Source organism: Chlorobaculum thiosulfatiphilum (genome assembly GCF_006265165.1).
Classification (GTDB): domain Bacteria; phylum Bacteroidota; class Chlorobiia; order Chlorobiales; family Chlorobiaceae; genus Chlorobaculum; species Chlorobaculum thiosulfatiphilum.
In genome coordinates, this window is sequence record NZ_VDCH01000001.1 from 131,574 (window position 1) to 146,613 (window position 15,040).

The 15,040-nt window shown below is 56.2% G+C and carries 18 protein-coding genes; 7 read left to right on the forward strand and 11 right to left on the reverse strand.

Features of this window, described 5'->3' with window-relative positions; genetic code table 11:
• Positions 1–13 precede the first annotated feature (13 nt).
• Positions 14–850 carry an FAD/NAD(P)-binding protein gene (locus FGF66_RS00590; protein ID WP_139455915.1) on the forward strand — a complete coding sequence of 279 codons (837 nt, stop codon included), beginning with the start codon at positions 14–16 and terminating at the stop codon, positions 848–850.
• 181 nt (positions 851–1,031) lie between these two features.
• On the opposite strand, the gene fxsT is transcribed toward FGF66_RS00590, so the two are convergent.
• Positions 1,032–3,494: an FxSxx-COOH system tetratricopeptide repeat protein gene (gene fxsT / locus FGF66_RS00595; RefSeq protein ID WP_139455768.1), complete on the reverse strand. Its 2,463-nt coding sequence runs from the start codon at positions 3,492–3,494 to the stop codon at positions 1,032–1,034.
• Between the two features lie 204 nt (positions 3,495–3,698).
• Here fxsT and pth point away from each other — a divergent pair, with 204 nt between their 5' ends.
• Positions 3,699–4,262 carry an aminoacyl-tRNA hydrolase gene (gene pth / locus FGF66_RS00600; RefSeq protein WP_139455769.1) on the forward strand — a complete coding sequence of 188 codons (564 nt, stop codon included), beginning with the start codon at positions 3,699–3,701 and terminating at the stop codon, positions 4,260–4,262.
• On the opposite strand, the gene FGF66_RS00605 is transcribed toward pth, so the two are convergent.
• From FGF66_RS00605 to hisC, 3 genes are all read right to left on the reverse strand, one after another.
• On the reverse strand, positions 4,259–5,092 hold the full coding sequence (locus FGF66_RS00605) for an alpha/beta fold hydrolase (RefSeq protein ID WP_139455770.1): 834 nt from the start codon (positions 5,090–5,092) through the stop codon (positions 4,259–4,261). The two genes, pth and FGF66_RS00605, sit on opposite strands and share 4 nt — an antisense overlap.
• A gap of 122 nt (positions 5,093–5,214) precedes the next feature.
• Positions 5,215–5,757: an RNA methyltransferase gene (locus tag FGF66_RS00610; RefSeq protein ID WP_170181121.1), complete on the reverse strand. Its 543-nt coding sequence runs from the start codon at positions 5,755–5,757 to the stop codon at positions 5,215–5,217.
• A 1-nt stretch (position 5,758) separates the two neighbouring features.
• Positions 5,759–6,826: a histidinol-phosphate transaminase gene (gene hisC / locus FGF66_RS00615; RefSeq protein WP_170181122.1), complete on the reverse strand. Its 1,068-nt coding sequence runs from the start codon at positions 6,824–6,826 to the stop codon at positions 5,759–5,761.
• A gap of 1 nt (position 6,827) precedes the next feature.
• On the opposite strand from hisC, the gene FGF66_RS00620 reads away from it, so the two are divergent.
• The 5 genes from FGF66_RS00620 (at position 6,828) to FGF66_RS00640 (ending at position 10,260) form a co-directional block, all read left to right on the forward strand.
• Entirely contained in the window at positions 6,828–7,430 is a 603-nt protein-coding gene (locus tag FGF66_RS00620) for a hypothetical protein (RefSeq protein ID WP_342779622.1), read from the forward strand.
• 113 nt (positions 7,431–7,543) lie between these two features.
• Positions 7,544–8,539, forward strand: a complete 996-nt coding sequence (rfaD, locus tag FGF66_RS00625) for an ADP-glyceromanno-heptose 6-epimerase (protein WP_139455771.1) — start codon at positions 7,544–7,546, stop codon at positions 8,537–8,539.
• Between the two features lie 19 nt (positions 8,540–8,558).
• Positions 8,559–9,548 (forward strand): PhoH family protein, encoded by a 990-nt coding sequence (locus FGF66_RS00630; RefSeq protein WP_139455772.1) that lies wholly within the window; start codon positions 8,559–8,561, stop codon positions 9,546–9,548.
• Positions 9,549–9,687: 139 nt separating this feature from the next.
• On the forward strand, positions 9,688–9,876 hold the full coding sequence (locus FGF66_RS00635; RefSeq protein ID WP_139455773.1) for a 4Fe-4S binding protein: 189 nt from the start codon (positions 9,688–9,690) through the stop codon (positions 9,874–9,876).
• Positions 9,877–10,071: 195 nt separating this feature from the next.
• On the forward strand, positions 10,072–10,260 hold the full coding sequence (locus FGF66_RS00640; RefSeq protein ID WP_139455774.1) for a 4Fe-4S binding protein: 189 nt from the start codon (positions 10,072–10,074) through the stop codon (positions 10,258–10,260).
• A 210-nt stretch (positions 10,261–10,470) separates the two neighbouring features.
• On the opposite strand, the gene FGF66_RS00645 is transcribed toward FGF66_RS00640, so the two are convergent.
• From FGF66_RS00645 to FGF66_RS00675, 7 genes are all read right to left on the reverse strand, one after another.
• On the reverse strand, positions 10,471–10,773 hold the full coding sequence (locus FGF66_RS00645) for a Dabb family protein (RefSeq protein ID WP_139455775.1): 303 nt from the start codon (positions 10,771–10,773) through the stop codon (positions 10,471–10,473).
• Between the two features lie 46 nt (positions 10,774–10,819).
• Complete coding sequence (locus tag FGF66_RS00650; protein WP_139455776.1) at positions 10,820–11,284, reverse strand: acyl-CoA thioesterase; 465 nt, start codon at positions 11,282–11,284, stop codon at positions 10,820–10,822.
• A 12-nt stretch (positions 11,285–11,296) separates the two neighbouring features.
• Positions 11,297–12,781: a D-alanyl-D-alanine carboxypeptidase family protein gene (locus FGF66_RS00655; RefSeq protein WP_246046435.1), complete on the reverse strand. Its 1,485-nt coding sequence runs from the start codon at positions 12,779–12,781 to the stop codon at positions 11,297–11,299.
• Positions 12,782–12,940: 159 nt separating this feature from the next.
• Complete coding sequence (locus FGF66_RS00660) at positions 12,941–13,183, reverse strand: type II toxin-antitoxin system Phd/YefM family antitoxin (RefSeq protein ID WP_139455777.1); 243 nt, start codon at positions 13,181–13,183, stop codon at positions 12,941–12,943.
• A 184-nt stretch (positions 13,184–13,367) separates the two neighbouring features.
• Complete coding sequence (locus tag FGF66_RS00665; protein ID WP_139455778.1) at positions 13,368–13,991, reverse strand: LysE family translocator; 624 nt, start codon at positions 13,989–13,991, stop codon at positions 13,368–13,370.
• Positions 13,992–14,023: 32 nt separating this feature from the next.
• Positions 14,024–14,515: a GNAT family N-acetyltransferase gene (locus tag FGF66_RS00670; protein WP_170181124.1), complete on the reverse strand. Its 492-nt coding sequence runs from the start codon at positions 14,513–14,515 to the stop codon at positions 14,024–14,026.
• Positions 14,515–14,973, reverse strand: a complete 459-nt coding sequence (locus FGF66_RS00675; protein ID WP_139455779.1) for a hypothetical protein — start codon at positions 14,971–14,973, stop codon at positions 14,515–14,517. Before FGF66_RS00675 ends, FGF66_RS00670 begins: the two co-directional genes overlap by 1 nt.
• Positions 14,974–15,040 lie beyond the last annotated feature (67 nt).

The following is a 15,040-nucleotide window of genomic DNA, read 5'->3' on the forward strand; positions in this document are numbered from 1 at the left end:
CCATACCCACGACATGATCTACAGCCCGTTCCCGATGCGGGTTGTGTCGAAACGCGCCGAGGCCCCCGGCGTCAATACGCTCAAGCTCGAATTCGTCCGCGAGGAGGATCACGAGTTTTTCAAGCAGAACTACAAGACCGGCATGTTCGGCCTGTACGGCATCTTCGGCGAGGGCGAAAGCACCTTCTGCGTCGCCAGCCCGGAGACCCGCAAGGAGTACATCGAATGCACCTTCCGCCAGTCGGGGCGCGTGACTTCGACGCTCGCCAATGTGGATGCGGGGGACATCGTGACCTTTCGCGGCCCCTACGGCAACCGCTTCCCCATCGAAGAGTTCGAGGGCAAGAACCTCCTCTTCATCGCAGGCGGCATCGCGCTTCCCCCGACGCGCAGCGTCATCTGGTCGTGCCTCGACCAGCGGGAGAAGTACCGCGACGTGACCATCGTTTACGGCGCAAGAACCGTGGCCGATCTGGTGTACAAAAACGAACTGGACGAATGGAAAAAGCGCGACGACGTGCGGCTCGTGCTGACGGTCGATCCGGGAGGCGAAACGCCGGACTGGCAGGATCACGTCGGCTTCGTGCCGACCGTGCTCGAACAGGCCGCCCCGTCGCCGGAGAACACCATCGCCGTGCTCTGCGGCCCGCCGATCATGATCAAGTTCACCCTCGCGGCACTCCAGAAGCTCGGCTTCACGGCGGAGAACGTCTATACGACGCTCGAAAACCGCATGAAATGCGGTGTCGGCAAATGCGGCCGCTGCAACGTCGGCTCTGTGTACATCTGCAAAGAAGGCCCGGTCTTCACCGCCGCCGAAGTGCAGGCCATGCCGCAAGCGGATTTGTAAGAACACGGACGGCGTGGACTTTGTGGACCTGGTGGACAAAAAAAGGGAGCCTCACCGCTCCCTTTTCTGTTTTTACTCTTCGACAGCATTTTCCACATTGTCCACGCCGTCCAAGAAATGCCACGCCACACCCAGCCAGGCGGGCATTAAACCCGCCCCTACAGAACCCCCACCCGAACAATCACCCCTTGCTCATATCCTTCCACAATACCGCCAGATTTTCCTTTGCTGTAATTGTGTTGGGATGCGATTCCCCTAAGACATTCTCACAAATCTGCACAGCACGCTCGAAAAGCGCCTCTGCTTCGGCATACTTGCCCTGTTCTTTAAGCAATCCCCCCAGATTGTTCAGGCTGGCTGCAACATTGGGATGTTCACCGCCAAGTTGCTCTTCCCATATCTTCATCGAACGCCGGTAAAGCGGTTCGGCTTCAGTGTATTTGCCCTGCGCATAAAGCAATAGCGCAAAATTGTTGAGGCTGATCGCAACAACGGGATGCTCGCTGCCAAGCTGATCTTCCCATATCGTCAGCGATCGCCGATAAAGCGGCTCAGCTTCGGCATACATGCCCTGAGCTCGAAGCAACCCTGCCAGATTGTTGAGGCCGCCCGCAACATCGGGATGTTCATTGCCAAAATGCCCTTCCCTGATCTTCAGCGACCGCCGATAGAGCGGTTCTGCCTCACCGTACTTGCCTTGATCTTGAAGCAATGATGCCAGATTGTTGAGGCTCTGAGCAACATCGGGATGCCCGCCGCCAAGCTGCTCTTCCCTGATCTTCAGCGCTCGACGGTGAAGTGGCTCGGCTTCACCGTACTTGCCTTGATCTTTAAGCAATGATGCCAGATTATTGAGATTTGTAGCAACATCGGGATTACCACTACCAAGAAAATCTTCCCTGATCTGCAGCGACCGCCGGTAAAGCGGCTCGGCTTTTGCATAGAAAGTTCGACCATGATAATACGAACCCATGCTGTTGAGCAGAGTCGCCGTTTCCACCATAGGCTTGCCCTCCTCAGCAATCTTTTCCGCATGAGCCAACAATTGTTCACATTCCGGCCAGAAAGCAGGATTATTGTAGCCTTCTCGAGGAAACTGCTTGTTCAGAACCTTGAGCATAATCGCTCGATAGCGCGCAATCTCATCCTCACCCGTCCGGTCTTGCGCTACCGTCTGCACGAGACGGTGGATGGAAAAGCTGTCTGTATCGGCGGTGAGCAGTGAATAGGAGCACAGCGCTCCACGGGCATCGTCGAGTGTGAAATTGCTGATGGCGGCTGGCTCGCCATCTTGTCCGGCGGTATATTCCAGCGCACTTTTCACAAGGCTTTTCGGAATATTATCCGGCGCAACGACGCTGCAAAAGAGCAACAACTCCTTCGCCAACGGAACATCCTCAATAGCTTTGAACGCCATGAGCCACGTCGTCGCGACGGTATCGGGATAATCCGAAGGCTTTTTCTCCCGCTTCCAAAGTTCGGTTCGGAATTGCTGAAAATCGGCGAGGTACTCGGCAAGACTTTTCTGCTTTGCGCAGATATACGCGCCAGCCTGTTCGAGGGCGAGCGGCAGGTCGCCCAGCTCGTTCGCTATTCCGTCCGCCGCCGCAGGATCATCTTTCCCAGTTCGTTTCTGTAAAAAGGCAACCGAATCTGGCCTCAGCCATTTGACGATTTCATGCGGTTTTCCGACGTGCCGCCAATCGGGATTGCGTGACGTAATCAGCGCATGACCGCTCGCGCCTTGCGGCAGGTAGCCGCGGAGGCTCTCCACATTTCGGGCGTTGTCGAAAATCAGCAACCAGCCATCGTGACGATCCAGCCACTGCCGCACTGCACGGATCACCACCTCCTGCTCTTCCGCATCCTTTTCCGGCAAATTCAGCGCCGTAGCCAGAGCCGTAAAATCAGCAATCAGGCTCGGCTCCTCTTCAGCTCGCAGCCACCAGACCACATCGTAATCACCGGCATTTCGATAGCAATATTCATTGGCAATCTGCGACTTCCCGACGCCACCCATCCCGTGAATAATCTGTTTTGCTGACGCGCCGAACTGCTCGTGAAGCCAGGTCAGTATCGCCTCCCTGCCGGTAAAGTTCGGATTACGCTGCAACGGCACATTCCAGACCGCCGGAAGCATTCCGGGAAAGCGGGGCGGCTGTGAAATAGCGGATGGCGTAGTTCCGGTATGTCCCGGAAAATTCGGCGCGGTTTTTGGGCGAACCGGCTCGTCGCTCATCGTTGCTCGAATATCGGCGAGCAGTTTTTCCTTCGCTGGCTCTTCCGCCAACCCTGCAAGATCGATGTAAATCAAAGGAGCAAATAACCCTTCTGGCTTTACGTCTTCAATCCTGACCGGAACAACAAGCCTTTTCTTGCCAGTTGGATCATGAACCAGTGCCGCCGCCCACTCGGGTTGCGTATAGAGCGCCTGCTGATAACGTTCCGACAGCACCGCAATCGTTCTGCCGGTGTCAATTACCGCATGGTGCATTTCAAGAATGAAATTCCCGCCCGCGCGGAAATCCCACGCCTGAATGACGGTGGAATATCCCGCATCTTCGAGATGCCAGGCGATCCACTCCGCCCACTGCCGGTCGGCGCTGGTGTAGCTGATGAAAAAATCCTTTTTGTCCTGGGGCATACCGTAAAAGGTGGAATGAACGTTTGTTCAGGAAAGATAGCGGGTTTTTGCGGTAGCGCAAAGCGGGGATGGCGTGGACGCGGTGGACGTTGTGGACGAAACGGATGGCGTTTTGAGGCATTCCCAATTCATAATTCAACATTCATAATTCATAATTCTTATTTTCCGGCACCATTACAGAAACTGAACACTTCCGATACGCGCATGAAACTTATCGTAGGCCTTGGCAATCCGGAACTTCGGCACGCGGCAACGAGGCACAATATCGGCTTCGATGTCATCGACCACCTTGCGGGAAGCTCGTTGTTTTCGTCGGGCAAGGGTAATTACCGCTACGCAAAAATCACCGCGCCGGGCGGGCCGCTGATTCTCGTCAAGCCGATGACCTACATGAATCTGTCGGGCCACGCCGTGGTGGCGGCGATGAATTTCTGGAAGATCGAGAGGGAGGATTTGCTCGTGATTTGCGACGATGTCAACATTCCGCTGGGTACGATCCGGATGCGGGCGAAAGGTTCGGCGGGCGGACAGAACGGGCTGAAGCACATCATCCAGTGCCTCGGCAGCGAGGAGTTCGCGCGGCTGCGCGTCGGGGTTGGCGGGGAAAACATGCCTGCGTCGCTCTCGTCGTTCGTGCTGTCGAAATTCAGCGCGGAGGAGCGGAAATGTATCGACAAGGTGATTCCGGAGTGCGCCGATGCGGTGCTCGACTTCGCCTCGCTGGGCGTCGAACATGCGATGACGAGATTTAACGGAACGGTCTGTTAAACGGTGGCGAGCTGCGGCATGGCGTCAACGCTTTCGGGCAGCGCCTGGGGGCTGATGTTGCACAGAAACCTGATCGCGCGGGCGTTGAACTCCTGGGGCTGGTCGATGTTGCAGACGTGGCCCGAATTGCCGATGACCTGAAGATAGGAGTTGCTGTGATGGTTGACGATATACTCGACCGCCGGCAGGAACATGTAATCTTCTTCGCCCATGAGGTAGAGCGTCGGAATACCAGTATCCTTCTCCTCGAAATACTTGAGCAGCGGATTGAGTTCGTAGGTGAGCGTGAACCAGCGCATGAACTCCTTCTGCGCCACCTTCTTGGCTTCGTTCACGAACATGACGCGGGACTTGCGGTGGCGGGCCTTCGGCATGATGATCCAGGCGAAAAAGGTGTAGAGCCACATGTAGGGCACCATGCGCTTGAAGAAATTGCCAACCGCCACCAGCACCTTTGCCCGCACGTTGAGGCGGATGATCGCCCCACCCATGATCATCGACTGCACCCGCTCCGGGGCCAGTTCGCTGAGATTGCGGATGAGAATGGTACCGAGCGAGATGCCGATGAAGTGCGCCCGCTGGATTTGCAGAACGTCGAGCACCTCGATGACGTCGCGGGTAATGACTTCAAAGTTGTAATGGCGCTCCTCTTTCGAGGTCGTTATGTGCTTCGAGCGGCCATGCCCACGGAGATCGACCAGAAGCACATTGAAGTGTTTGACGAACTCCTTGATCTGCAGGAACCATATGGAAGAACTTCCTCCGGCGCCATGCACGAACACTACCCAGGGAGCATCTTCGGCAATCACATGTGTTTTGTAGTGTAGCATGGCAAGATTACAGATAAGGAACAGTGATGAGGGCACAACCGGCAAAATGATCGAAGGAACAAGAAACCGCCCTGAATATACAACAATTAGAGAGAACATACCCGGGGTGCGGTCGTAAAAGTTCACCCGTTCTGCCGGAACGCCCTGACGCACTCGAAAAGCGCCACCCCCGCCGCCACGGCCACGTTCAGCGAATGCTTCACGCCATATTGCGGAATCTCGATTACGCCGTCGCAATGGCCGAGAAGCGCGTCGCCGATTCCCTCGACCTCGTTGCCCACGATCAGCGCGAGCGGAAAATCGTCCTCCGTCAGTGAAGTATAGCTTCGGCTGTTCTCGGCGATTTCGAGTCCGAAAACCTTTTTGCCTTCGCTTTTCAGCGCCGCGATGGCCTCGACCGGATCGTCGAAGTAGCGCCACGGCACCACCTCCTGCGCGCCGAGCGCGGTCTTGTCGATCTCCTTGCGGGGCGGCGTGGCGGTGTAGCCGGTAATGACGATTTCGTCGATGCCCGCCGCGTCGGCTGTCCGGAACATCGCGCCGACATTCCACATGCTCCGGATGTTATACAGCACGAGCGTCACCGGATGGCGAGCCGAAGCCGCGCAAGACTCGGGCGTCAGCCGCCCCATCTCCGTGCCCGCCAACTGCCTGAAACTCGCCATCTCAGAGACTTTTCAGCAACTCAAGCAAACGGTCGTTCTCCTCGCGAAGGCCGACGTTGAAGCGCAGACAGTTCTCCATGAGCGGATAGCCCGACACGTTGCGCACCAGCACACCGGCCTCTTTCAGCTTTTTAAACACCCCGGAGGCGTTGGCAACGCGAATGATGATGAAGTTGGTGTCGCTCTCAAAGGCATGGATGCCGGGAATTCCGGCCAGTTCCGCCTCGATGCGCTCGCGCTCGCCGAGAATGTACTTCACGGCGTCGGTCACGAGCGAGTAATTTTCCAGCACTTCGAGCAGGGTGATTTCAGCCAGGCGGCTGGAGGCGAAGGGAATTTTCGGCTTGGAGATTTCAGCCAGCAGCGCGGGATTGGCGATCGCGAAGCCGATGCGCATACCGGCAAGCGCCAGCGCCTTGGACATGGTGCGCAGGACGACGAGGTTCGGGTAGCGGTCGATCAGGTCGAGCGCCGATTGCTCTCGCGAAAACTCGACGTAGGCTTCATCGACCAGCACGATGGCGTCGGCGGCCTCGACGATGCGCTCGATTTCGCTGTGCGAGAGCGACTTGCTGGTCGGGTTGTTCGGCGTCGAAAGCACGATGAAATCGACCTGCTCGCGCCCGGCGACCTCGATGATCGCCTCGACGTCGAACGAGAGATCATCACGCATCGGCGCATCCACCACCTCGGCCTGCTGGAGACGCGCGAGCTTGTCGTAAAGCGAGAACGAGGGTTCGGGAATGAGCACCTTGCGGCCAGCGCCGAGGCACGCCATGAAGATGGTGTAGAGCATCTCGTTCGAGCCATTGCTCATGATCACCGACTCCGGCTGTACGCCGAGAAACGACGCATACGCAGCCATGCCGCGATACGGCAGAATGTCCGGGTAACGGTTCCAGGGCTCCTGGCGGAACTGGTCGAGAATTTTCTCCTTGAGCCATCCGGGCAGGTCGAACGGGTTCTCGTTCTGGTTCAGCTTGACCTCGGCCTCCTGGCCGCCCTCGACCTTGTAGGTCTCGATATGCTCCAGGGCGGGATTGAGCATGGCTCTGAGATCTCTTTTCATAGTGATTGATTTTCCGGTTTTCGACGTCGAAAAGTTGTGTGCGATTATAAACATTGAGCGCGGCACCATCCAAGAAACGATTTTTTGCATTTTTCGTAAAAAAAAACTGGCCAGGGAATTTTTTTTCACTACATTAAAACAGGACAAAAATTATCCTCTTTATCCAAACAAACAAGGAGCTACCATGATAGAGATCAAGAAAACACCGATGGACCTGATCGATGACATATACAGCCTTGCCTACTGGATGACAGGCAATGAGAAAGCATCGAACGAACTGGTGAGCACCACCTGCCTTAACGCCGATCTGAAAGCGCCTGAAACCGAAGTGCTGAAAACTTTTCGAGAATGTTACCTGGATGCTTACGGACAGAGTGCTGATCTCGACATCCACGAAACGACTGAAAACAATGGCGGCCTGATCGAATCGCTCAGGCAGTGGGCCGCAGACATCAAGCTCTCTGTTCTACTGTCCGAGCTGACCGGAATGAGGCACGCGCAGATTTCCGACATTATCGGAAAGCCTGTCGATACGGTGAGGCTCTGGCTCTTCTGGGGCCGCAAGTTTTTCGCGCACGACAATCTCATGAGAGCTTCCGCCTGACATTACTCCACATACTCCTCGGCAAAGGGCCAGTCCAGAGAAGGGCTGGCCTTTTGCTTTTCCCGCGAGGCGGAGGTATATTTTTTGGTCTGTCAACCATTTGACTTTTTTGCATGATCATCATTACCGGCGGCGCGGGGTTCATCGGCAGCGCCATGCTCTGGGAGCTCAACCGCAACGGCGCCGAACAGGTGCTGATCGTCGATGACCTCGGCAAGGCGTCCGAGGGAAAATGGCTCAATCTCCGGGGCCTCCGCTACGCCGACTTCATCCACAAAGACGACCTGCCCGCCCTGCTCGAACATGACCGGCTTCCGCAGATCGATGCCGTGATTCACATGGGAGCCATCAGCTCCACCACCGAACAGGACGCCAACCTCCTTCTGCGCAACAACTACGAATACTCGAAGATGCTCGCCATGTGGTGCGCCAGAAAAGATGCGCGTTTCATCTACGCTTCCAGCGCGGCCACCTTCGGCGACGGCGCGGAAGGGTACAGCGACGGCATCGAAGCGCTCGACCGGCTCAGGCCGCTGAACATGTACGGCTACTCGAAGCACCTGTTCGACTGCTGGGCGCTCGGCAACGGCATCCTCGAAAAAGCGGCGGGCCTCAAGTTCTTCAACGTTTACGGCCCGAACGAATACCACAAGGAGGACATGACCAGCGTCGTCTTCAAGGCGTTTCACCAGATCGGCGACACCGGCGCGGTGCGTCTGTTCAGATCGCACAATCCAAGCTACGCCGACGGCGAGCAAATGCGCGATTTCGTCTATGTGAAGGACTGCACGAAGATCATGCAGTGGCTGCTCGAAACGCCGTCGGCGACGGGCCTCTTCAACATCGGCACCGCCGAGGCGCGGAGTTTCAGGGATCTGGTGACGGCGACTTTCGTAGCGATGAAGCGGCCTGTAAGTATAGAGTTTATCGATATGCCTGAAACGATTCGGGACAAATACCAGTACTATACCTGTGCGGACTCCGGCCATCTCAGGCAGGCGGGCTACACCGGACGGATGACGCCGCTCGAAGAGGGAGTGAAAGACTACGTGCAAAATTACCTCAGTAAATCGGCCCCGCATCTGGATACATCAGCGCTTGGACAGTAATATCAAACCAGGAAAACCTTTGACTGAAAAAACGATCGAATTCGAAGGGATCGAACCCGTCATCATTTTCGGGCCTTACGACAGCTATCTGAAAAAAGTTCGTGAAGCCTTCCCCGACATTCGCATCAATGCGCGCGGCGCGAAAATCACGATCGGCGGCGATGAACCCGACGTGACCGCCATCGAAAAGATTTTCAGGGAGCTGATTTTCCTGGCCGACCAGCACGGCGAAGTGCTGGAAAACGACGTCAACGCGCTTGTCAGCCTGGCGCTCTCGCCGGTCTCCCGCCCCTCGGCGGCACTTGCGGGTGACAAGGACGTGATCGTCGAAACGAAGGATTACGTCGTCAAGGCCAAAACCGACGGCCAGCGCCGGATGGTGGCCGAAGCCGCCAGCAACGACATCCTCTTCGCTATCGGCCCGGCTGGCACGGGCAAGACCTACACGGCGGTCGCCATCGCGGTGGCAGCGTGGAAGGCGAAAAAAATCAAGCGCATCGTGCTCGCCCGTCCGGCGGTCGAAGCTGGCGAGAGCCTCGGCTTCCTGCCCGGCGACCTCGCCCAGAAAATCGACCCGTACCTGCGGCCGCTCTACGACGCGCTTCAGGACATGCTCACCGCCGAAAAGCTCAAGTTCCTCACCGAGCGCCGCGTCATCGAAATCGTGCCACTGGCCTACATGCGCGGACGGACGCTGAACAACTCGTTCATCATTTTGGACGAAGCCCAGAACGCTTCGAGCAAGCAGATGATGATGTGCCTCACCCGGCTCGGCGTCAACTCCAAGGCGATCATCACGGGCGACGTGACGCAGGTTGACCTGCCGAAGGAGATGGAGTCGGGGCTGATGAACGCTCAAAAAATCCTCAAGGGGATCAAAGGCATCAGCTTCGTCTTTCTCGACAAGTCCGACGTGGTTCGCCACCAGCTCGTCAAGGATATCATCAACGCCTACGAACACCACGAAGAGGGACACCGGCGCGGGGCGTCGAAAGAAGAGGAACTTTGATCTTCACGCTCAGGTTTTTTAACAGGTAGAGCCAAGCCACAACGAGGATCGATCTCTTCATTGCGATAACGCCCCGATGAGACGGCCCGCCCTGACTCGTTACGGAAAGCGCTTTTCATCCACTTAAATCTGAGATACCATGGCACACCGTATTACCGATGAATGCACCTACTGCGGAGCCTGCGAGCCTGAATGTCCGGTTAACGCAATCTCCGCGGGTGACTCCATTTACGTTATCGACGAGAATGTATGCGTGGATTGCGTCGGCTACCATGACGAAGCTGCTTGCGTGGCTGTCTGTCCTGTTGACTGCATTTTCAAGGTGTAGTTGCCCGTCATCAAGCCCACCGCCCTGTAAAAAAACTTTTCTGAACGGTGGGCTTGATCTGTAATGTCTTTTTCCCCGCCTCTTTCTTTCAAATAATCATCACATTTTTGTTTTCAGGCCTGAAAAAATCATATATTGGATAGATTTATCAAAATTGTTCTTTTTTTCTCATAACTATCAAAGCACGTCGTCAATATGGCACTGTATATCACTGAAGAATGCACCTACTGCGGTGCTTGCGAACCCGAATGCCCGACCAACGCTATCTCCGCAGGCAGCGAGATCTACGTTATCGATGCAGCTGGCTGCACCGAGTGCGTAGGATTTGCTGATGCTCCGGCATGCGCCGCAGTCTGCCCGGCAGAGTGCATCGTTCAGGGCTGATTCACACTCCCTGTTTTCCAGATAAAAAAAGAGGTCTTTTCAAAGGCCTCTTTTTTTGTTAATGCCCGAAATGCCGTGCGCTTTTTCGGAAATTCGGCTTATAAGTCTTATAGGGCCTATAGGTTGATGAAATAAAGACGACTCTTCCCCGCCCCTGCCTGGCAGATTCCCCCGGCTTCCTTCTTCAATTCATAACTCATCATTCATAATTCAGCATTCATAATCCACCAGCCGCCGTTCGCTTGTCGCTCCTCCGATAAAGGGCTTCAGAGCTTCGTGTTCGGGGTGGCGCTGGTAGGCTTCGAGAGCCGCTTTATCGGCGAATTCCGAATAGAGCACCACCTCCGCAGAGCTGTCGGTACGGCTGAAATCGACTCCGACTTCTATTGAAAGCACTCCGGGAATCCTGCCCGAAAGCGCTTCGAGCTTCTCCTTGATGAGACGTGCATTGACTTCGGCAGTGTTACCGTGCGCCTCTTCCTTGAGACGCCACATCACAATATGCTTGACCATGAAACGATGCGATTGGAGGTTGAAAAAATTCCGGCAGGAAAAGGGATCAGTTGGCTGACCGGGGCGTTTTACCAACGATGCGGAGCGCTTCGGCATCGCCACCGGAAACCAGGTCGAAGGCCTGAATAAAATCTTCCAGCACCCTTTTCGGACGGCCCGACTCAGGATCGACGCACACCCAGAGCGTTTCGGCTCTGACGAGAGCGCGGTGCTCTCCTGCTCTCGTCAGCAGATAGCGGCGAACCGACTGGCAATCTTTCACCCATTCGATCCAGGTGTGCAGGTCGAGGCGTTCACCGGCATATGCCGGGCTGAGATAATCGATGGTATGACGGCGCACGACCCAGATGGCGCAGCTTTGCCGGTAACGGTCGAGCGTCCACCCTTCAGAGGCGGTATGCGCGGTGGCAACCTCCTGCATCCAGCGGAGATATTCGATATTGTTGACATGCCCATAGCCGTCGATCGACGAGGCAGACACTTCAAAAATATGGGTATAAACGCTTCTCAACAGCCTCGCCCTTCACCCATTTGGAGAGCGTTCAGACTTCTTCGACAGAGAGAGTTCTTCTTTCCTGCTGCGTTTTTTTCCCGATTTTGCATCGGCAGTCGAACGCTTTGCAGCTCCCTTCCTCGCTGTCCTGATCGCTTGACGCTCCTTGTTTCGTGACTTGTGCGCCACTTTGGCAGAGCCGCTCTTTTTTGCGGATTTTAAAGCGACCTTGCTCTTGATTTTGCGCTGCTGCGCTTTGGCAAGCTGTCGCTTGCGGGCGGATTCTTTTTTGGCGGCCTTGAGAGCAACCTTGCTGGTGCGGCTTGCCTTGACGCGTGATTTCGCAGCCACGGCAGATTTCGGCTGTTCCAGATTTTTGATCTTGATAGAAGATTTCGCCTCTGACTGGCCATTCATGCTCATCCCGTGAATCTCTGCTACGGCGGATTGGCCACGGTGGCTTTCAACCTTTCGCCTCAGCGCCTCCAAAGCCCTGGTTCGCTCGGCGAGCACCATCGATGCTGGCAACGCCGGAGTTGACGTCGCAATCCTGAGCGGAGCATCCGCGCCAATTCCTGCCACCTGAACCGTTCTGCCCGTTTCAGCCCCGAACCCCCGATCGAACATCGTGGATGCCAGCGACCAGCGATCCGTCCGGGCATTGAGCATGACGATGAGCATATCCTTGCCATCCTTCAGCGCCCTTGCGATCAGGCACGGGCCAGCCATCGAGGTATAGCCGGTCTTGATACCCACGGTATATGGATAACGATCCATGAGCTTGTTGTGGGTTCTGAGGCTGTAGCGCTTTCCTGTTGCAAGCTCACTGAACACCACCCTGTCAAGCTTTGCGATGGCATTGAATTCGGGATACCTGATGGCGCGTTCCGTGAGCATCATCAGGTCTCTTGCTGTCGTTCGGTTCCCGGCATAGAATCCGCGGTCATAGCCGGCAGGATTGGTAAACACGGTATGCCCCATGCCGAGGGCGCGGGCGCGCACGTTCATCGACGAAACAAATGCTTCGACGCTGCCGCCAAGATGGATGGCGATGGCAAAAGCAGCGTCGTTGCTCGAATTGACCATGGCCGCCTTGACCAGGTCGCGCAATCTGATCTGCTCGCCCGGCAGGAAACCGGCCCTGGTCGGCTCGACCTGCGTCGCTTCGAGAGGAATCGACACCACGTCATCCATGCGGCCACTCTCGATGGCGATCATGCAGGTCATGATCTTGGTCAGGCTGGCGGGAGAGAGGAGTTTGTCGATCTCTTTCGATCTGAGGAGTTCAGGGCGACCTGTCTCCTTGACGATAAAGGCCGAGACGGCATCCTCGCCTTCCGGAGCCGGTGCTCGTCTGGCCGAAGCAGTGAGCGGCGTTAGCGTGTAAACGAAAAAAGCGAGAAGTGCAAAAAGCGCTCGCAGTGTGGAGGGAAAACGGTTATACGGCCTGCCCATTTCACCGCCTGCGTCCCGCCGTTTGCGCGGGTCAGAGGTATCGAGGATATGTGCTGACATGGCTGAACGTTTCTTCTGTTGGCAGTCACTCCAGCCTTTGATGGCTGGCATTATACATACGGTACTAAGTGCTCATTATACAAAGAGCATACGACAATTCACGAGAAAAAACGACTTCAAAATGCATAAATGAAGTATTGAAAATACCTCACGCGAAATTCATGACTCCTTCCCGCCACTCATGACCGAAGCTTCAGCGCTGGACTGAAATCCCTGCGTCTGCTCGAATGCCGACAGCATCGACTGGTAATGGCGTACGTCGAGCAATACTACGGCGCTCTTCCCGTGCTGGGTAAGAACAAGAGGACGGCCAGTTTTCCTGACCTGCGCAACAAGCGCCGCCGTATTGGCCCTGAACTCCGAAAGTGGTCTGATATCGCTGACAAGATCGATTCCGTTCATTCAAACTACAGCCCGGTGACTTGATTTTTGTCTCTAATTAAATACTATAGATTGTACACTATTCCGTACTAATTAACAAAAAGAAAATGCACCGCCGTCAAGTCACGACAGGTAGCGTGCTGCTTGCCGACGACATCGCGCAAACTCTTGTGAAAGATGAGTAAACGTAGCCTACCGCAAAAGTTCAGCGCTCGGCGACAGCCAGTCTGACGGCAAGCCCCACGAACACTGCGGCGGCGGCCCGGTTGACGAGCCGGAGCGCGGCGGGTGAACGGCGGAAGCGCTCGCCAAGTCCTCCGGCAACCATGCTCAATCCGCCGAACACAATCAGCGTAGCCAGAATGAAGAGCGCGCCAAGTTCGAGGAACTGCGTACTCATCGAGCCGTGGCGAGGATCGGCGAACTGCGGAAGAAAGGCGAGAAAAAAGATCGAGACCTTCGGATTGGTGAGATTCATCACGATGCCTCGCCGGTAAAGCTCGATACCGCCGAGAGATGGCGTCTGCGACTCGCCGACCGCAGCTCCGGCCCGCCATGCCTGCCAGGCGAGCCAGAGCAGATAGAGCGCGCCGGCGATCTTCAGCGCCGTAAACGCGACTGCCGACGCTTTGACGATGGCGGCAAGCCCGAACGCCACGGCGAGCGTGTGACCGATAAGGCCGGTACAGAGACCGAGGGTCACGGCGAGACCGGCGGAACGGCCATGCTGCGCGGACTGCGCGAGCACGAACAGGTTGTCCGGCCCCGGCGAAAGCGCAAGCAGCAAAGCCGCCGGAAAAAAGAGAAGAAGCGTCTGAAGATCGATCATCGCGATACGTTTGTGTTCCTTTTAACGAATACTCACAGCATTTTCTGGAGATAGACGACATCGAAACGTCGCCCATTCCTCGATCCGATGCCGACGAGCCGCCCCTGTTCGACAAAGCCTCGGGCGCGGTGGAAACGGAGGCTCCCCTCGTTGAGCGACGAAACCGTCGCCACGATGGACTTGATGCCCAGCTCCACTGCGCCGGACTCAAGCGCTTGCAGGATCATGCTGCCGATCCCCCGGCCCGTGTATCCTTTTGCGAGAAAGCAGGTCAGCTCGGCGGCGCGATCGAACGCCGGAATCGGGCTGTAAGGCCGCAAGAGTCCGAAGCCCGCCAGCGAGCCACCGGAATCACGCGCGACGAAGGCGGGATAACCGGGCGTAAAATTCATCAGCCCCTCGAAACGCGCCATGCTGACCGGCGTTTCGGTGTAGGTCGCGAAACTGTGCTCGACATAGTGATTAAAGATTCCGGCCATCTCCTCCATGTCGTCCAGAGAGAGCGGCAGCAATTCGACCTCCATCAGCGGAACCTCTCGGAACGCTGTCCGGCGGCAAGCTTGCCACCGTGATGGCCGAGCAAAACGACCGTGGGCAGCATCGCGAACAGCGCGGCTGCATAAATCCAGGCGAGAAAACCGCCCTCCTGCATCACGCCGGGCACGGCGACGCGGATCGAAACCGCGATTACGCACAGCACCGAAAGCAGGATCGAAAGCCTGATCTTCTTCTGGAACACCGGAGCCTTCGCGCCCTTGTACTTGCGTTTCCAGTCGCGAATGCCGGAATAAAAGGAGACCGGCACGGCGAGCAATACGATAACGAGCAGATGAATCACCGTGCGCTCGTAAAACGGATCGCCGGTTGGCAGAAAAAGCAGCAGATAGAGGACGGCCACAGGAATCACTCCGTTGCTGAAGTGAGCCGCCACGGGGTGCAGCATGAAGCTCTGCTTCATCTCTTTGATAAACTTGAGGGGCATGGGCAAAAAAAGTAATGCGGGTTTACAGATTGTCCGTAACGTCTCTGTAAAAATGTACACGCCAACC